Origin of the sequence: Phyllobacterium sp. 0TCS1.6A, assembly GCF_026420825.1 — a bacterium.
Lineage (GTDB): Bacteria > Pseudomonadota > Alphaproteobacteria > Rhizobiales > Rhizobiaceae > Phyllobacterium.
In genome coordinates, this window is record NZ_JAPMAB010000014.1 from 77,228 (window position 1) to 94,866 (window position 17,639).

Below are 17,639 nucleotides of genomic sequence, written 5' to 3' on the forward strand. Positions count from 1 at the left end.
CAACCGTCAGAAGGGATAATCAATGGCGCGCGTCCTCGTAATGAGCCCATCCGGAGAGATCTACGACCATGACAGCGTCCGATGGTATCAGTACAGCGATATCCAGCGTCATATCGATCATTACCATAATATCGGCGACGCTTTCGTCTTCGATTCCTCCCTGAAGCTCATGAACTTCGAACACCTGGGCGAACTGCCGCTCGGCGAGCCCGATTTCGACCGGATCGACCGCCTGCGCGACGAATTCGACTATGTCGTCCTGCGCGGGTCGAACTATATCCATCAGCACATGGGCTGGCCGCACGCCATCGACGTGCTGAAGCGCCTGAAACTGCCGGTCATAGCCTGGGGCATCGGCGCGCAGGCCCCGGTGGAAGGCGAACTCCAGTTGCCCGAAGACCTGAAGACGCTTCTGCGGATCATAGCCGATTCGACCGCCTCGATCGGCGTCAGGGGCGCCTATTCGGCGCAGGTTCTCAAGGATATCGGCATCGACAATGTCCGCATCGTCGGCTGCCCGACGGCATTCCGGCGCAACGATCCCGACCTCAAGGTGAACCTGCCCTCCTTCGACCAGGTTCGAAACGTCGGCGTAACCATCCGCCGCGAGGTTTCCCCCACCTATGCGCGCAATATCCAGCGCTATCTGACGTTCCACCGCGATCTGGTGAAACGGATGGCGCAATATTTCGACGCAACCCTGATGGCTCAGGGCGAAGTCGAGGAAAAGAAGATCGTCTTCGGCACTCCGGAGCAGAAGGAGGAGGCCATTGCGGCGCTGAAAGCCAATCAATGGGCCGCCGACTGGTATTTCGACGACGAGATCGAAGCGCTCTACCGGTCCCGCCTGTTCTATTCCGATGTGGTGGCCGATTATGAAGAGCTTGCCCGCAAGCAGGATCTTGTCCTCGGCTACCGTCTCCATGGCAATCTGATGGCGTTGGCGAACGGCGTTCCGTCGATCTACTTCACCTATGACAGCCGGACGACGGAATTTGCCGAGACCTATCAGATACCGCGTTTCGACGTCTTCAGCGGCGGTACCTTCCGGCTGGAAGACTATTGGGACCAGTCGCTTTTCGACCGCTACAATCGCGCCTGGCACAAGACCTATGGCGAAATGTACGCGTTCCTCACGGAAAACAATGTCGATCACAAGATGAAGGAGACCGGCAGCAACGGCGCCGCCGTTCGGCAGGTTGCCTGAGCCTGTCTAAATCGAATTCCGCAATTGGCAAACAATCATATCTGACAACAATCGCTATCCCAGGAGTGATCAATGACCGTTCTCGTTACAGGTGGTGCAGGGTACATAGGCAGTCACATGGTGCTGGCGTTGAAGGACGCCGGCCGCCCCGTCGTGGTGCTCGATGATCTGAGCTGTGGCTTCGAATGGCTGGTGCCGGAAGGCGTGCCGTTCATCAAGGGCGATGTCGGCGACGAGGCGCTGGTCGCCGGGATCATCCGCGAGCATGGCATCACGGCCATTCTCCACTTCGCCGGTTCGATCGTCGTTCCGGATTCGGTCCGCGATCCGCTGTTCTACTACCGCAACAACACCGTCCAGTCGCGTGGCCTGATCGAAACCGCGATCGCCAATGGCATTCGCAATTTCATCTTCTCGTCCACTGCCGCGGTCTATGGCGAACCGGAACGCACGCCCATCACCGAGGACATGCCGCATCAGCCGATTTCCCCCTATGGCACATCGAAACTGATGACGGAATGGATGCTGCGGGATGCCGCCGTCGCCCATCCGGAGTTCAATTATGTTGCACTGCGGTATTTCAACGTCGCGGGCGCCGATCCGCAGCTGCGATCCGGCCAGTCTTTCCCGCGCGCGACGCACCTCATCAAGATCGCCAGCCAGGCGGCAACGGGTGAAAGACCGCATATGGAAGTCTACGGCACCGATTATCCGACGGCCGACGGCACCTGCATCCGCGACTATATTCATGTGAGCGACCTGGCCGAGGCGCATCTGTGCGCGCTGCGTTATCTCGAAGCCGGCGGCACGAGCACGGCCGCCAATTGCGGCTATGGCTACGGATATTCCGTTCTTGAGATCATCGATGCCGTGAAACGGGTATCGGGGACGGATTTCACCGTGAAGCTCGCACCGCGGCGCGCCGGCGATCCTGCTGTTCTCGTTGCCGGAAACGAACGTGTCCGCAATGAATTCGGCTTCGTGCCGCGGCGCGCCGACCTCGATCTGATCGTCGGCGATGCGCTCGCATGGGAGCGCCAGTTGCAGACCGTGCGCGAGAAAGAAGCGCAGCTTGAGGCGGTTTAACCAGGAGTTTCAGCTGGATAGGGGAAGCCCGGATTTGGCCGGTGATCGATCATCGGCCAGTTTCTGGCGTGCGTAAAATACTTCAAATATAAAAGTATTTTACGCGTATAATATTCCCAAGTTGAACCCATAATGTATCTACATTCCTATTAGTCTAATGAGAAAGCGAGGAAATAATTTTATTGTTGCGCTGCAATAGAAATATGTGACAAATTTCATGAAGTTGCCATTTTAGATGCATAGAACCCCATTAATACCTTAGCATTCGATCAAGGGTCCAGGATATGACGCTACAGACTTCGTACAAGCTCGCGCCAGCTACGAAATCTTCCAAGAATATTGACCTGCTCAAGGAGCCGATCCTCTTGCGGATCGGCATCGAGCACGACGATCTGCCGTCGGGCCTCTCCAATGCCGTCACGGTTTTTGGTTTTGAGGGCGTCAAGGATGAATGTGCTGTCCTCTCGGACGGCCGGGGCAGCAAGACGGAGGCTTTCGAAGCGCCGCTCTGTATCCTCGCGGTCTTGATCAATCCAAGCCATCGCGGACGCGAACAGCGCCTGCTCGACTGGCTGCAAAGCCGTGGGATCGTCGATGAGCCGCTCATCCTCGAATGGCGCCAGGGCAGCGAAATCGAAACTGCCGGACTGCTCATCCGCAAGCTTGCCTCGATGCTCGTCGCCGATGCCCGGCGCATCGCCAAGTCCAATCGCGAGCTCCTCTCCCTGAGGACGCTCAACGACAATCTGCAGAACCGCTTTGCGGCGGTCGAAAGCTTCGTCGATCGCAAGGGCATGCAGCCCTTCGAGCTGGCCTTTTCCAACGATCCGGTGCGCAGTTCCTCGCGCACCAACGTCCTGGCCGACGCCTCCTACGAGGGCGTTTCTCAGATCCTGCCGGTCGCCAGTTCGGGCGTCAGCGCCATCGCCATCCATTTCGACCGGGTTCCAAGCCGTGACGAGGCGACCCTGATCGCCGAGCTTGTGACGCTTGAAGACATGAGCATGGTGGAGAGCTGGTCCATCCCCGTCTCCAAGCTGAAGCAGGGCTGGAACTATCTCGGCCTGACGCGCACGCTTGCCGGCCTGCGGCGCACGCTCAGCCTGCGCATCCAGATCGAGGGTGCGGATGACGAACTGCCTATCCTGTCGCTGGGCGGTTTGCAGCCGCTTGAAATGTTCCAGGTAAGGGATGCCGGCAATGACGTGCCGATCCTGAAGAACAGCATTGCGCTGCAGGTCTGGTGCGGCATGCCCGGCGTCGTCCTGCCGAACTGGGCGAACTATCTTCCGGCGCAGTCGGACAAGGTGCGCGAGGGTGGTTTCCGTGAATTTCCGGTCCAGCCAAGCATTCTCGACCTCGCGACACTCGCCAATACGGATGAAATCTCGTTCGAATTCGCGGCCATATTGCCGCTGCCCGACGAGAAGGCCGTGGGCTGCCATCCGCCGTCAATCGGCGTGACGATCGGCCAGATTCCGGGCGCCTGCCCGCCCAAGATCCTGCGCATTTCATCCGATGCGGTCGTCGACAACGAAGAATCGCAGGATGTCGAATTCGCGATGGTCATCGCCGCCAGTCTCGAAAGCGCCCGTGAACTCTTCGCGGAAGATCGCGAAGCCGCGATCGGCGAAGGATTCTCCGGTTGGATCAATGTCAGCCCGAAGGAGCCCGGGCGCGTCAGCACCTTCATCAACGAGCAGATCGGCGTCTGGCAGAACATCTATTTCGCAACGCGGATGAAGAACCCCGGCGACAACAATTTCGCATGGGCGAAATTCCGCAACATCAGCCTCATGGTTAATGGATAACTTCATGCTGGACCAGATAAGCCGCTTGCGCGATCAGAACGCCACGCAAACCCAAGAGGGCGATGCGGAGGGGCGATTTCGCCCAAGAATCGCTGTCATCATTCCGGTTTTCAAGCATTCGGTTCTCCTGGCGGAAGCAATCGAATCCGCTTTGGCCCAGCAGGCGCCCTATGACATCGCGATCCTCATCGTCGATGATGGCTGCCCATTCCCGGAAACGGCGGAAGTCGGCCGCACCTACGCGCTCGCACATGACAATGTGTTCTATCTGCGCAAGGCCAATGGCGGCCTGAGCTCGGCGCGAAACTACGGGATCGAATTCGCCCTGCGCAACTTCGATGAACTCGAAGCGGTATATTTCCTCGACGCCGACAATCGCATAACGCCTACCGCGCTTCGCGACATCCTTGCCTACATGAAGTCCAACGACAAGGTCGACTGGATATACCCCAATATCGACAAGTTCGGCATCGAGTGGAATGGCAATTATACAACCCAATACTCGCGGTTGCTGCATCTAACCTTCGACAATATTTGCGAGGCCGGCAGCCTGGTGTCGAGAAGGATGCTCGACGCCGGAATACGCTTCGACGAAGCCATGAAGTCCGGCTTCGAGGATTGGGACTTCTGGCTGCAGGCCATCGGGCGCGGCTTTCTCGGCGCCAATTATCCGTTTTTTGGCTTTGAGTACCGGCAGCGCGCCGAGAGCATGCTGCGCGATTCAAACCGTACGCGCGAGGGCATCCTCACTTACATCCGCCAGAAGCACAAGAAGCTGTTCGCGGCGGAGACCCTGCTCGAATGGGAACATAGCGAAGCGCCGCGCTATGCCGCGATCGGCATGGGCGCCTATGCGGTGGACATGTTCACCGACCCGGCTTCGCCTTACGACAAGTGCAGCCTTGAAGATTTCGTGACGCGGTTCTGGGCCGCGAAGGCCGAGCCAGAGACGTTCGGCGTGCCGCCCTTCATGTTGTGGATGACGGCGGCGCACCGGGAAGCGCTGACGCGCCTCGGCCTCATACACAATCTGCTGTGGATCGGCGAGCGGCTGGCGCAGAAGCATCACTTCATCGCCATACGGTTCGAGCGCAGCAATGCCAAGGTCGGCATCGATATCCGCAACATCGGCGAGAACGAACCGCTGGCGGACAAGCCGTTCGGCTGGATGTGCACGTTCGACATATTCTCCACATGCGCGGACGATACGTCCGATGACTGGGCGCGGTCGTTGAACAAGCCGGTTCCGGCCCCGAATGTCGTCGAGATCGTCATCAGCGCACCCTTCACCGCGCGCGAGATGCAGAGCACGGCACTCTCCTCGACCAACGCGCTGCTTGCGACGCTCGGCGCCCTGCGCGATTCCGGCTACCGGTCGCGGCCGAAGGATCGCTGGCTGTGGCGTTCGGTCTATTTCCCCAATCGCAGCCGTTATTTCGAATTGCTGCGCCATGCGGTCGGGGCAAAGCCGGTAATGCCGCGCCTGCCGCAGCCGGCCAATCCCATCCGCGTCGGTTTCCTGCTGCCCATCGCCAGCTTCGGCGGCGTCGAAAAGGTGGCCTATGCCGCGGCGCAGGCGCTCAAGAGCGCCGGCTGCGAAGTCCATCTCTATATTTTCGGCAAGGCCGTCTATAACCGCATTCCCGAGAATGACGGCGTGTTCAAGACGATCAATTTCCTCGCCGACGATTATCCGCTCTGGGGCGGCCCCAATCAGTTTGCCGGGCACGATATCCTGATGGGGCATGACGAGGCCGCCAAGGCCGAGCAGATCATGGGCTTCCTGTCGGGCCTCGACGTCGTGATCAACAATCAGGTGGCACCGGTCAATGCGCTATTGGGCGACCTGCGCCGGCGCGGCGTCAAGGTCGTCAATTATGTGCATGTGCTCGACAAGTCGAAGATGGGCCGCGACGCCGGCCACCCCTATCTGACGCTCGCCTTCGAACATGTCTACGACACGATCCTCACCTGTTCGATGGACATGGTGGAATGGCTGCATGGCATGGGCGTTCCGCACCAGAAGCTCATGCATATCCAGAATGCCGCAAGCTATGCGCTTGCGCCAAAGGAGCGCGAGACGCTGCTGGCGGCGCGCAAGAGCCGTCCGGCCAAGGGCAGGCTCAACGTGCTGTTCCTCGGCCGTCTCGACGCGCAGAAAGGCATCGAGCGTCTTTATGCGGCGGTGCGCGATCTGAACGAAGCCTCGGCGCCGGTCGACTGGAAGATCATCGGCAGCGACGTGATGGATGCGGGCGCCGGAGGATCGTGGAAAGAGCGGTTCGCCGAGATCGGCGTCCAGGTCGAGCCGCCGGTATTTTCGAGCCGTCACCTCAACCGCGCCTTTGCATGGGCGGATGTCGTCGTCCTGCCGTCGCGCTGGGAAGGCGCGCCGCTGACCATCATCGAGGCCCAGCGTCTCGGCTGCGTTCCGATAGCGACTGCCGTCGGCGCGGTGGAAGAGTTGATCGACCATGGCGTCGATGGCCTGTTGATCCACTCCACCGACGATACCGTCATCAGCCGCGAACTCGCCGCCGCCATCGCGGCGCTTGCCGAGGATACCGAAGCCCTCGGCAGGCTTTCCGAAGCGGCAGCGCAGCGCGGCGGGGCGCTTGCCTGGGAGTTGAGCGTCGAACCCTTTGTCAAGCAGTTGAAGGCCTGGTTCGCGGATCGTTTCGTTTCCGCGCCGGAACCGGAATTGAAGGTGGTGGAGCACGCGCCGCCAGCTTCGTCGCCGCGCCCCTCCACCTTCCCGCGCAATCAGCGTGACGAAACCCAACGCGATGAAATTACCGAAATCAGGCCGCGGCAGATCGCTGCTGCCGGGTCAGCCAATATGAATAATCTGAGGAACTAGTGATGAAGAAACTTTTCGTTCTCAATGGCGGTGCAGCAGTTAAGCCCGGCAACAAGGCCGCTTACCTGAAATTTGAAGACCCGCTCGCAGCCTTCAACAAGGGCGGCATCAACACGGGCGACGTTCTCGTCTATGACGCCACGCTCAAGGCGCTTGCCTATGACGAAATCCGCAACGTGCAGTTCTCGCATGCGGGCAATGAGAAGCTGTGGCCGCAGGATGGCAGCTACGACGCCACTGTCGTGCGCGGCTCCAACTACCTGACCGAAACGGTGGATCTCGGCCATGTGGTCCCGCTGCTGAAGAAGCTGAAGGGTCCGGTCGTCGCTATCGGCGTCGGCGCCCAGGCAGGCAAGTACAAGAAGCTCGAAGTGCCGAAAGGCACCGTGGAAGCGTGGAAGATCATCGCCGACAAGTGCGAGACGATCGGCGTGCGCGGTTTCTACAGCGCCGAAATCTTCAACGATCTCGGCATCAAGAACGTGCGTGTCATCGGCTGCCCGAGCTTCTATCGTTCGCTGAAGCCCTCGATCACGATCAAGCCGATCGATCCGGCGCAGGCTCGTATCGGCCTGACGCTGAACAAATATCTCTCGGCCGACTATGCCAGCAATGCGACGAAGACCAACCGCATGCAGCGCGCCCTGATCGACGCCGTCGCCAAGCGGCCGTCGAGCAAGCTCTATTCGCAGGGCGAGCGCGAGGAAACACTCGCCATCTTCTCCAGCGACAAGGAGAAGCAGGACAACATCAAGGCGATCCTGACCAAGTTCAATCTGCTCGGCCATGCCGAAGCGGAAGAGATGCTGAACAACCGGATGAGCGCCTTCTTCGACATCGACGAATGGGCTGCCGATGCCGCGGCCAATGTGGATGTGATGGTGGGCTTCCGCCTGCATGGCAACGTCATCGCGCTGCATCAGGGCATTCCGGCGATCTTCTTCACCTATGATTCCCGCATCCGCGAATTGTCTTCGCTCTTCGCAATTCCTTCCGTCGAGATCGAGGATTATCTGCCGATCAACCTCGAAAAGCTGCTCGAGCGCGCGGATTTCACCAAGGTTCAGCACATTTATCGCCAGAACTTCGCGGAATATCATCGCTTCCTCACCGAGAACAAGCTGAACCACGTGCTGCCGAAGCCCGTGGCTACGCCGGCCGACAAGCCGCTTTCGGTGCCCAATCTCGTTCAGGTGCCGCACAACATCCACGAAGCGGTGTCCTGGTTCCGCAGCGAGATCGACTTCATGACCGGTGAAGTGGAAGTCCTGCGCAACCGCGCCTGGAACCTCGAAACGACCTTGCGCAGCCTCAAGGAGGCGCAGCAGAACAAGGTTGCCGTATGAGGCAGAGCCGTAGCGAGCTCAGCCGGCGCTCCTTCCTCGGCCTGGCAGGGTTCGGGATCGCGTCGGCCGGGCTGCTTGCCCGGCCCAGCCTCGCCCGCGCCCTCTGTACGGACGTCCCCACAGTCCTGCAGGGGGTGCCGGGCCACTGGCAGATATCCTTCAATGACAGTTTCAACGACAATGCCGGCTTCGACGAGCGCTGGATCAAGGTGACCGACAGTGGCGGCGAGACGAAATCCGTCCGCAAGCCCGCAAACGTCGCCCTGTCCAGTTCCGGCCTCGCCCTGAAGCTTGGCCGCAACGACAATGACAAGCAGGGCAAGCGGCCGTTTACCGGCGGCTATGTGCGCACGCGGGACTTCCGCCAATGCTACGGCTATTTCGAATGCGACATGCGCATTGCCAATGAGCCGGGCGTGAACAATGCGTTCTGGCTGACTTCCGTGCCGGAGAGCGAGGGCGACAAACGCTTCGAGCTCGATGTCGTGGAAGCGAAATATCCGAGCGTGGTGCAGGTGACGGCGCGGCAGTGGCTGCCGGTCAAGAAGGTGCTGTCGACGAAGTTCCGGCCGCGGCGCAAGCTGGCCGACGACTTCCACCGCTATGCGATGCTGTGGAGCGAGGACCAGTTCCAGTTCTTCTTCGACGACCGGAAGATATTCGAAGCGCCCAACGACTTCGCCCATACTCCCGCCCAACTTCTGTTCAGCAATGCAGTTGCCTCTTTCGCAGGCAAGGATGACGGGGACGTAAACGGTGCGGCTACCTCAATTCGTAGTATCCGCGTCTTTCAGAATACCGAATGGCAGCAATCGCCAGTTTGGAGATGTTCATGACCGATGATTTCACCTCAACCTCGCGGGCCGACAAGAGCAAGAAATACCTGCTCGGCAAGGACGGCTGGATTTTCCTCGACCACGATTCCAATCGGGTGATCGACCAGATCACCGGCCGTCACAGCCTGGACGCCCAGGGCGTCGAGGCATGGCGCAACCTGATTGCCGAGCGTGACGCCTATGTGGAGGCGCTTGGCGCCCAGCATCTGGTTTTCGTCGCCCCCAACAAGGAGCTCGTCTATGACGAGCAATTGCCGGACTGGGTGGAGCTTTCGGAAAAGCGGCCCATCAACCAGATCCTGCGTGCGCTCACCCCGCAGCGCGCGTCGCGCATCATCTATCCGCTCGAGGCGCTCAAGGCGGCGAAGGCCGGCGGTCTCACCTACCCCAAGACCGATACGCATTGGAGCGGCTATGGCGCCTATGTCGGCTACCAGGCCATCTGCGAGGGGCTTTCGCGCGCCGGCATCGAGCCGCTGCGGCTGGAGAATTCGCGCGTATCCTTCGAGGAAGTGCCCTATGTCGGCGATCTCGGCGTCAAGTTCGAGCCTCCGGTGTCGGCTCCGACCCTGTCGGCACGCATCGCCAATCCTGCCGGCAAGATGGAATTCGACAATCGCATTCCCAATCGCGGCCGTATCCGCGTGTTCGTCAACAAGGACAGCACCCTGCCGCGCTGCGTCATGTTCGGCGATTCCTTCGGCGGCAACCTGCTTCCCTACCTCAAGGAAAGCTTCAGCACGCTCGTCTACATCTACGGCAAATCCTTCGACCGGGAGCTCATCGAGGCATACCGGCCCGATGTGGTCCTGTCCGAATTCGTCGAGCGCTTCCTCATCGAGCCACCCGTGGACACGCCTTATTTCACCTATGCGTCGGTGGTCCGCGGCAAGCTGCGGCTTTTGTCCAAGGACGACCTTGCCGCGGCCTCGCAGCAGACCGTCGCTGCCGAAAAGCGCATATTGCCGGTGCGCCCGATCTATGAGGCGCTGCTCAGCGCCCATATGGGCAAGTCCGTCAGCGCCGAGCTGCTCGCCGAGCTGAAACGCGTTCATCCGGCCAATCCCGAGGCGCAGCACCTGATTTCCGTCGAACTGTCGCGTCTCGGCGAAAATCTGGACGAGGCGAAGGTGTTTGCCGAGAAAGCCGTCGCCGCGCAGCCCTGGAACGCCCGGGCGCGTCATCAGCTCGCTCTTACCTTCATGCGCCTCGAACAGCCTGAAAAGGCGGAGGCGCAGCTGCGCAAGGCGATCGAGCTCGATAGCGTCGACTGGTGGAGCTACCAGCTGGCGCAGGTGCTGTTCCGGCAGCAGAATTACGGACCATGCGTCGATATCCTGCGTGAATATATCGCCAGGCGGCCCGACTCGGCCGATGCCTGGCAATTGCTCGGACGCTGCCACGAAGCGCTGGACGCCACGGAGGATGCCGCCGAGGCATTCGCCCGCGCTTCCGATGCCAAGCCGGAATGGACCTGGCCCTTGCTGAAACTCGCCAATCTGCGGGTGCGGACCAAGACACGGCCGGAACAGGGCATCCTCGCCACCGATCGCCTGCTGGAAAGCCTGTTCCAGGCGCGCCAGCGCGCCGAAATCTACCTGTTGCGTTCGCAGCTCTATGAGATCGGCGGCGATCGCGACAAGGCGGCGGAGGCCGCGCTTCGCGGAACCGAGCTCGCCCCCGATTGGGACTGGGCGAACTCGACCCTGCAGCGGCTGCAGGTGGCGCGCACGGGTTGACCGCGCCGCCATCGCGCGGGCGGTTTCCTGCCGCCCGCCGCGGATCTGCCGACAATAAATCATGACTATTGCCGTCAACATGCGGAAAACACTGCGAAAAATGCTGGCATTGTGAATTAGAATTCTTCTAATATATTGTTATTGCTTCGTTTTCTCTGAACAGCTATGAGTTCTGCGGCGCGGCCCGGCATTGCGGGTGTTTTGAGCGCCGGAGATACTAATGTTGGTTCCGTTTTTAATCATGCTTCGTGAAGGCATCGAAGCTGCCTTGATAGTGGGCATCGTTGCGACCTATCTGAAACAGACGGGACGCGGCGCATGGCTACCCGCCATCTGGGTCGGAATACTTCTGGCGGTCGCGCTGTCCCTGTTCACCGGCGCTGCCTTGCAGCTCGCCAGCGCTCAATTCCCGCAGAAGGCACAGGAACTTTTCGAGGCGATCATCGGCATCGTCGCCGTCATCATACTGTGCTCCATGGTGTTCTGGATGCGGAAGGCGGCGCGCTCGATCAGGCACGAACTCCACGCTTCGATCGATTCGGCGCTTGGCCATTCGAAGGGCGGCGCAACGGCCCTGATCGGCATGGTGTTCTTCGCCGTGGCGCGGGAAGGTCTCGAATCCGTGTTCTTCCTGCTGGCGATCTTTCAGCAGAGCACCAGCGGCCATGCCCCGCTCGGCGCGCTGCTCGGCATTCTCGTCTCCGTCGTCATCGGCTACGGCATCTATGCGGGCGGCATCCGGCTCGATCTGCGCCGCTTCTTCTATTGGACCGGCATTTTCATCCTCGTCGTCGCCGCCGGCATCCTGGCGGGCGCCATCCGCCAATTGCACGAGGCAGGCGTCTGGAACGGACTTCAGACGGTGATCTTCGACCTGAGCAACGTGCTTCCGGCCGGTGGTCCGTTGGGCACCGTTCTCTCCGGCATATTCGGATATAACGACACGCCGACGCTCGGAGAGGCGATCGCCTATGCCGGTTTCCTCGTCGTCAGCCTCTATCTGTTTCTTCGGCCGCCGAGTGCCGGCAAGCGTGTCGCACAGTCTCCAACCGCAACGAATTGACGAAAGCGCTCCATGCAACAGCAGCCCCCCTCGCCCGCCCCGTCATCGAAGCTGCTGCGTCTCGCGGTTGCCGGGGCCGCACTGCTGGTGGTTGCAGGCGGCGTCGCCTTCTACCTTGCCTCCGCGAAGCTTGCCGGGCAAAGCACCGGCAATGCCATCCTTGTCACCATCAAGGATGGTGCGTGCACGCCCAATGACATTACCGTGCCTGCCGGGCGCTCGACCTTCAAGATCGTCAACGAATCCGACCGCGCGCTGGAGTGGGAAATCCTCGATGGCGTCATGGTCGTCGAGGAGCGCGAGAACATCGTTCCGGGCTTCAGCCAGACGATGGAGGCCAAGCTGCGGGCCGGCGATTATGAGATCACCTGCGGCCTGTTGAGCAGCCCGCGCGGCAGCCTGCATGTGACGCCATCGGCCGAGTCCGATGCGGAAGCGGCGCGGCCGCCGGTTTCGGCCTTCATCGGTCCGCTGGCCGAACTCCAGGTATTCCTCGTCACCCAGGTGAACACGCTCGCCAAGGCGAGCAAGGCGCTGGACGAGGCCGTCAAGGCCGGGGATCTCGATGGCGCCAGAGCGGCCTACCAGGCGGCAAGGGTTCCCTACAAAGAGATCGAGCCGATGGCCGACATGTTCGCGGACCTGCACAACATGATCGATCCCGTTGCCGATTATCTTGAAAAGCGCGAGGCCGATCCCGCTTTCACAGGCTTTCATCGCCTCGAATACGGGCTTTTTGCGCAGAACAGCACGGACGGGCTGGCGCCCGTCGCGGACCGGCTCGTCGCCGATATCGCCACCCTGAAGGACCGGATGCGCGGCCTGCGCATACCGCCCGAACAGATCGCAAAAGGGTCGGCGCACCTGATGCGGATGCTGGGCGAGAACCGCATTGCGAGCGGGCACGATCATTACTCGCAGACCGACCTTGCCGATTTCTCCGCCAATCTCGATGGCGTGACGCGAATGATGGCCTTGCTCCGGCCGGTCGCGATCGAGGCGAATGCCGCCGCCGTGGCGGATATCGAAAAGACCACGGCCGAAATGGCCGGCGCATTGGCGGCGCTGCGCGGCTCCGACGGCTTCCCGGCTTACGCGGCGGTGGCTGCGGACGACAGGCAGGCTCTCGCCGGCAAGGCGCGGGCGGTCGGCGATTCCATTGGCAAGCTGAATGCAGCATTGGGACTTGAGTGATGGCAAAGGACGGCGATAACTTCGCGACCACCCGACGCAAGGTTCTGTTCGGAGCCGGCGGCCTGCTGGCGACGGCCCAGCTTCCGGCAGCGCATGCCGTCGAAATCGGCAGGGAACAGGTGACCGACGCGCCGGTCAGCGACAAGACGCAGCAACGCCAGCCATTTCACGGCCTGCACCAGCCGGGAATAGTCACGCCGCGCCCGGCCGCCGGCATGGTGGCGGCGTTTCACGTCCTGGCGAAGTCGCCGACCGAGGTGGAGCGGCTGTTCAGGCTGCTGACGGAGCGGATAGCGTTCCTCATGCAGGGCGGCGCCCCGCCCCAGCTCGACGACAAGCTGCCACCGGCCGATTCCGGCCTGCTCGGCCCCGAGATCCCGCCGGACAACCTCACCATGACCGTCTCGCTGGGTGCATCCTTTTTCGAACAGCGTTCCTGGCTTGCGGCGCACAGGCCGGTCCGACTGTCGCGCATGGCGGCATCGCCGAACGATGCGCTCGACGCCGATCTCTGCCATGGCGACCTGCTGCTGCAGATCAGCTCCAACACGCCCGATACCAATATCCACGCCTTGCGCGACATATTGAAGAACCTGCCCGACCTGATGGTCCTGCGGTGGAAACAGGAGGGCTCGGTGCCCGTCTTGCCGCCGAAGCCCGATGGCAGCCACGAAACAGCCCGGAACTTCCTCGGTTTCCGCGATGGCACCGCCAATCCCGATGCGAACGACAAGGCGCTGATGGACAGGATCGTCTGGGTCACCGCCGAGAGCGGCGAACCGCAATGGGCGGTCGCCGGCAGCTATCAGGTCGTGCGCATCATCCGCAATTTCGTCGAACGCTGGGACCGCACGCCGCTCGGCGAGCAGGAGCGCATAATCGGACGCCGGAAGGCCTCCGGCGCACCCTTCGGCGGCAAGGTGGAAGCGGATTTGCCCGACTATGCCGGCGATCCCGCGGGCACGATCACGCCGCTTGACGCCCATATCCGCCTGGCGAACAAGCGCAGCAAGGGCTCCGACGCAAACCTGATCCTGCGCCGTCCGTTCAACTATTCCAATGGCGTCAGCAAATCCGGCCAGCTCGAACAGGGCCTGCTGTTCATCTGCTACCAGGCCGATCTGGAAAAGGGGTTCATCACCGTCCAGAGGCAACTCGATGGCGAACCCCTGGAAGAATACATCAAACCGATCGGCGGCGGGTTTTTCTATGCGCTGCCCGGCGCCCGGGACGAGAGTGATTTTCTCGGACGCACCCTTCTCGAAGCCGCTGGCCATCAAATGGCTGGCACCAGAACCTAAGGAACCACGATGAAACCAAGCAGAATCCTGTCGACCAGTCTTTTCGCATTTGCCGTTCTCGCCGGTTCTTCCGGTGCGAGGGCGGAAGTATCGCCGCTCGATCTGGTCGGCCCGATCGCAGATTACAAAATCTACGTGTCGGAAAATCTCGAGAAGCTCGTCGCCGATACCAGGCAGTTCACGGATGCGGTCAAGGCGGGCGACCTCGACAAGGCGAAATCGCTCTTCGGTTCGACGCGCATGAGCTATGAAGCCATCGAGCCCATCGCGGAACTGTTCAGCGATCTCGACGCATCGATCGACTCGCGCGCCGACGATCATGAAAAGGCGGAGAAAGACCCGGGCTTTACCGGTTTCCATCGCATCGAATATGGTCTCTTCGCCGAGAACAGCACCAAGGACCTGGCGCCGTTCGCCGACAAGCTCATGGCGGATGTCACCGACCTCAACAAGCGCATCACCGACCTGACACTTCCGCCGGAAAAGGTTGTCGGCGGTGCGGCGGTGCTGATGGAAGAAGTTGCCGCCACCAAGATTTCCGGCGAGGAAGACCGCTACAGCCATACCGACCTTTGGGACTTCAAGGCCAATTTCGACGGCTCGCGCAAGATATTCGACCTCGTGCGTCCGCTGATCGAAAAGGACGAAGGTGAGTTCATCACCAAGGTTTCGGCCAATTTCGACAAGGTCGACGAGACCCTCGGCAAGTACAAGACGGCGGAAGGCTATGAGCTTTACGACAAGCTCAGCGAGGACGATCGCGCCGTGCTCGCGGCGGCGGTAAACACCCTCGCCGAAGATCTTTCCACCCTGCGCGGCAAGCTCGGGCTGAACTAGGCCGACGCCGCGACAATACCGGAGCCCGCTTCGATGAACTGACCCCCGAAAGTTGGACATCAACCTTCGGGGGTTTTGCATGTCCAAGTACAGCTTAGCGTTCAAGCAGTCCGTCAGGCCGCGCGTTCGGCCGTTTCGGCGGGCACGGCCGGCAACGACAGTTTCTCGAGGTCCGGCGGCATGGCGGCCGTGAGAAAGAAGACGACGACCGCGACGAACACCGTGAGCACGAACAGCATCATGATGATTACAGCGCGTGGGAGGCGTCTCATGTCGTTGATCCCTGGTGGTTTGTGCCCTGATCGTTTGTGACTGTCGGGGCGAACTCGAACCGTGGTTCACCAACCGGCAGTCGCCCCGATTGTTCCGCCGCGACTGGCGGCGCTACCGCCGCGCACCGAGGATCATCTCGCGGAACCATTCGAGCAGCAGCGAATCATAGGCCCGCTGGCCTTCCGGCTGGCTGAGGGCGTGGTCTGCGCCCGAAATGATGCGCGCGGTGAGCGAGCGCGCATTGATGAAGGCGGCGCGATAGCTGGCTATCGCGGCATGGGGGACGATCTCGTCATGTTCCGACGAGACGATGAGCACATCGCCCTTGAACCTTCGGCTGACGGAAAGCGCGTTATTGTCTGCCGGCATGACGATGGTCGAGCGGTATTCGGCAAGGTCCGCCCTGTCGAGCGCATATTTCGGCACATCCCAATCCGCATCGCGGTACAATGCGGGCACGCGCAGCGACAGCCAGCGCACCGGCCGCAGCGAGGTCAGAATGGTGGCGAGATAGCCGCCATAGCTGCTGCCGATCACCGCAATCGCATCCGGATCGATGTCGGGATGCGCCGCCAGCCTGTCATAGGCCGCCAAGGCATCGGTGAGATTGTCCCCGCGCGTGACGTAGCGCTGCTGCGATAGTGTCGCCGCATGACCGCGCATGTCGAATGTCAGGCAGACGCTGCCAAGCGCGGCGATGTCCTTGGCGCGCCGCAGATCGCGCTCCTGGCTTCCGGCCCATCCATGCAGAAACAGCACGCCGGGCATGCCCGTATCCGGAAACGCAAAGGTTCCCGATATCCGCTGGGCATCGACATCGATGTCAATCTTGCTGCTGTGCATGATATTTCACCTCCAGTTTTGCATATTTCGTGATCGGCCCTTCGACAGGATCGACGCCGCTGCAAAAGATGCGATGCGAGGGATCGCCTGTGCCGACAGCGCCGAACACCTCATGCGAGGACGCCCGCACGGCCACCACATCCGCTTCCTGCACGAAGGTTTCCAGGGCCAGCATCTCGGCGGGCGTGGCGCCGCCGGTTCGCCAGGACTGCTCCAGCACGGCAACCCGTCTCCGGCCCGCGGCATCCTGCCCGACGATCACGTCGTAATTCCTGCGCGATGCCACGATGCCGAGAATATTGGCGGCGCAATCGTCATAAAGCCGGGCCGCCGCGATGATTTCCCGCGAGAGGGCAGTCGTGGTCCGGCTGATCAGCGCATCCCAGTCCCCCAGAACGGCATAGAGCGTCGTGCCGCCATAGGTCTCCCGGCCGCGCTTGTCCAGGGTCGCCCGCTGCTTGCCGATATAGCTCAGCATCGTCCCGTCCAGGATGATCTGGCCGACGCTGAACGTGCGCGCCTCGGCGAGGTTCTCCTCGAGCACGAAGCCTTCCTCGAACGCCTGTTCGGAGATTTCGCCGGCCCAGCTCGCGAGATCACGCGCCTCGGTGAACTCGTACTGGCCCTTGCCGCCATCCGCCTGGCCGGCCTTCACGCGGATCGGGCCAAAACGCAGAAGCCGCTCGCCGGCGGCGACGAGGTCGACGCGGCTGAACACGGCGAAGCCCCTGAGCGCCACGTCGCCGACCTTCTGCGGAAACACATGGCTCCAGCCGTCCGGACCGCTCGCGCCGAGCCCCAGAAGCGGATGGGTGATGATCTTGCTGGCCATGAATGTATGCGGCACCACGCCGCCGAAAAGGTCGGCCGGTGTCCAGCCCGGCCCGTCGCCCGGCAAGCTGTCGAGCGACAACGTCGATGCAGGCAGATAGTAGTTCCCGGCTCGGTCCGCCCAATGGTCGCCGGATGGATCTTCGATCAGCGCGCAGTCTTTCAGCTTCGCAAGCCGTTTCCCGATACTGACAAGGGTCGCGTGCTTGTGCCAGGCTTGCCCGGGCTCTTCGAGCAGGATTACAGCGTGTTTCATCCCGTCCTCGCATTCCATTGCAATAGACTCAATGGGGACGCGGGTGCATTGTTCCCTCACGCGAAGCGAGGGGCCTGCCGTGGGAGATCATTGCACCTCTCGGCCCACGCGGTGGGATAGATTTTGGGCCTCAAAAAATATTTTGCCCTGCAAGCC

14 protein-coding genes are annotated in these 17,639 nt (G+C 61.3%); 11 read left to right on the forward strand and 3 right to left on the reverse strand.

The window, feature by feature from the left end:
* Nucleotides 1–22 precede the first annotated feature (22 nt).
* The 11 genes from OSJ75_RS22380 to efeO (OSJ75_RS22430) all read left to right on the forward strand — a co-directional run bounded on the left by OSJ75_RS22380 (nt 23) and on the right by efeO (OSJ75_RS22430) (nt 15,280).
* The gene (locus tag OSJ75_RS22380) at nt 23–1,207 is read left to right on the forward strand and encodes a polysaccharide pyruvyl transferase family protein (RefSeq protein ID WP_250017567.1); all 1,185 of its coding nucleotides are present in this window, start codon (nt 23–25) and stop codon (nt 1,205–1,207) included.
* A 72-nt stretch (nt 1,208–1,279) separates the two neighbouring features.
* Nucleotides 1,280–2,293 carry a UDP-glucose 4-epimerase GalE gene (gene galE, locus OSJ75_RS22385; protein ID WP_267229599.1) on the forward strand — a complete coding sequence of 338 codons (1,014 nt, stop codon included), beginning with the start codon at nt 1,280–1,282 and terminating at the stop codon, nt 2,291–2,293.
* A 284-nt stretch (nt 2,294–2,577) separates the two neighbouring features.
* Nucleotides 2,578–4,104 carry a DUF6212 domain-containing protein gene (locus OSJ75_RS22390; RefSeq protein WP_250017563.1) on the forward strand — a complete coding sequence of 509 codons (1,527 nt, stop codon included), beginning with the start codon at nt 2,578–2,580 and terminating at the stop codon, nt 4,102–4,104.
* A gap of 4 nt (nt 4,105–4,108) precedes the next feature.
* Nucleotides 4,109–6,964 (forward strand): glycosyltransferase, encoded by a 2,856-nt coding sequence (locus tag OSJ75_RS22395; RefSeq protein WP_267229600.1) that lies wholly within the window; start codon nt 4,109–4,111, stop codon nt 6,962–6,964.
* Nucleotides 6,965–6,966: 2 nt separating this feature from the next.
* Entirely contained in the window at nt 6,967–8,310 is a 1,344-nt protein-coding gene (locus OSJ75_RS22400; RefSeq protein ID WP_250017559.1) for a polysaccharide pyruvyl transferase family protein, read from the forward strand.
* The gene (locus OSJ75_RS22405) at nt 8,307–9,146 is read left to right on the forward strand and encodes a glycoside hydrolase family 16 protein (RefSeq protein ID WP_267229601.1); all 840 of its coding nucleotides are present in this window, start codon (nt 8,307–8,309) and stop codon (nt 9,144–9,146) included. The genes OSJ75_RS22400 and OSJ75_RS22405 overlap by 4 nt, the downstream gene beginning before the upstream one ends.
* Complete coding sequence (locus OSJ75_RS22410; protein ID WP_267229602.1) at nt 9,143–10,885, forward strand: alginate O-acetyltransferase AlgX-related protein; 1,743 nt, start codon at nt 9,143–9,145, stop codon at nt 10,883–10,885. The genes OSJ75_RS22405 and OSJ75_RS22410 overlap by 4 nt, the downstream gene beginning before the upstream one ends.
* 220 nt (nt 10,886–11,105) lie before the next feature.
* Nucleotides 11,106–11,948 (forward strand): iron uptake transporter permease EfeU, encoded by an 843-nt coding sequence (efeU, locus tag OSJ75_RS22415; protein ID WP_267229603.1) that lies wholly within the window; start codon nt 11,106–11,108, stop codon nt 11,946–11,948.
* Between the two features lie 12 nt (nt 11,949–11,960).
* Nucleotides 11,961–13,142: an iron uptake system protein EfeO gene (gene efeO / locus OSJ75_RS22420; protein WP_267229604.1), complete on the forward strand. Its 1,182-nt coding sequence runs from the start codon at nt 11,961–11,963 to the stop codon at nt 13,140–13,142.
* Nucleotides 13,142–14,443: an iron uptake transporter deferrochelatase/peroxidase subunit gene (gene efeB, locus OSJ75_RS22425; RefSeq protein WP_267229605.1), complete on the forward strand. Its 1,302-nt coding sequence runs from the start codon at nt 13,142–13,144 to the stop codon at nt 14,441–14,443. The genes efeO (OSJ75_RS22420) and efeB overlap by 1 nt, the downstream gene beginning before the upstream one ends.
* A gap of 9 nt (nt 14,444–14,452) precedes the next feature.
* The gene (gene efeO, locus OSJ75_RS22430) at nt 14,453–15,280 is read left to right on the forward strand and encodes an iron uptake system protein EfeO (protein ID WP_267229606.1); all 828 of its coding nucleotides are present in this window, start codon (nt 14,453–14,455) and stop codon (nt 15,278–15,280) included.
* Between the two features lie 113 nt (nt 15,281–15,393).
* On the opposite strand, the gene OSJ75_RS22435 is transcribed toward efeO (OSJ75_RS22430), so the two are convergent.
* From OSJ75_RS22435 to OSJ75_RS22445, 3 genes are all read right to left on the reverse strand, one after another.
* Nucleotides 15,394–15,552 (reverse strand): hypothetical protein, encoded by a 159-nt coding sequence (locus tag OSJ75_RS22435; protein ID WP_267229607.1) that lies wholly within the window; start codon nt 15,550–15,552, stop codon nt 15,394–15,396.
* Nucleotides 15,553–15,664: 112 nt separating this feature from the next.
* A complete protein-coding gene (locus OSJ75_RS22440) occupies nt 15,665–16,396 on the reverse strand; it encodes an alpha/beta hydrolase family protein (protein WP_267229608.1) in 732 nt (243 codons plus the stop codon).
* Nucleotides 16,377–17,483, reverse strand: a complete 1,107-nt coding sequence (locus tag OSJ75_RS22445; RefSeq protein WP_267229609.1) for a DUF3182 family protein — start codon at nt 17,481–17,483, stop codon at nt 16,377–16,379. The genes OSJ75_RS22440 and OSJ75_RS22445 overlap by 20 nt, the downstream gene beginning before the upstream one ends.
* Nucleotides 17,484–17,639: the final 156 nt, after the last annotated feature.

Bases quoted from the DNA above. Each gene is read 5' to 3' on its own strand.
- galE (WP_267229599.1), top strand. From the start codon at position 1,280: ATGACCGTTCTCGTTACAGGTGGTGCAGGGTACATAGGCAGTCACATG.
- efeB (WP_267229605.1), top strand. From the start codon at position 13,142: ATGGCAAAGGACGGCGATAACTTCGCGACCACCCGACGCAAGGTTCTG.
- OSJ75_RS22410 (WP_267229602.1), top strand. From the start codon at position 9,143: ATGACCGATGATTTCACCTCAACCTCGCGGGCCGACAAGAGCAAGAAA.
- efeO (WP_267229604.1), top strand. From the start codon at position 11,961: ATGCAACAGCAGCCCCCCTCGCCCGCCCCGTCATCGAAGCTGCTGCGT.
- OSJ75_RS22445 (WP_267229609.1), bottom strand. From the start codon at position 17,483: ATGAAACACGCTGTAATCCTGCTCGAAGAGCCCGGGCAAGCCTGGCAC.
- OSJ75_RS22400 (WP_250017559.1), top strand. From the start codon at position 6,967: ATGAAGAAACTTTTCGTTCTCAATGGCGGTGCAGCAGTTAAGCCCGGC.
- OSJ75_RS22440 (WP_267229608.1), bottom strand. From the start codon at position 16,396: ATGCACAGCAGCAAGATTGACATCGATGTCGATGCCCAGCGGATATCG.
- OSJ75_RS22390 (WP_250017563.1), top strand. From the start codon at position 2,578: ATGACGCTACAGACTTCGTACAAGCTCGCGCCAGCTACGAAATCTTCC.
- efeO (WP_267229606.1), top strand. From the start codon at position 14,453: ATGAAACCAAGCAGAATCCTGTCGACCAGTCTTTTCGCATTTGCCGTT.
- efeU (WP_267229603.1), top strand. From the start codon at position 11,106: ATGTTGGTTCCGTTTTTAATCATGCTTCGTGAAGGCATCGAAGCTGCC.
- OSJ75_RS22395 (WP_267229600.1), top strand. From the start codon at position 4,109: ATGCTGGACCAGATAAGCCGCTTGCGCGATCAGAACGCCACGCAAACC.
- OSJ75_RS22405 (WP_267229601.1), top strand. From the start codon at position 8,307: ATGAGGCAGAGCCGTAGCGAGCTCAGCCGGCGCTCCTTCCTCGGCCTG.
- OSJ75_RS22435 (WP_267229607.1), bottom strand. From the start codon at position 15,552: ATGAGACGCCTCCCACGCGCTGTAATCATCATGATGCTGTTCGTGCTC.
- OSJ75_RS22380 (WP_250017567.1), top strand. From the start codon at position 23: ATGGCGCGCGTCCTCGTAATGAGCCCATCCGGAGAGATCTACGACCAT.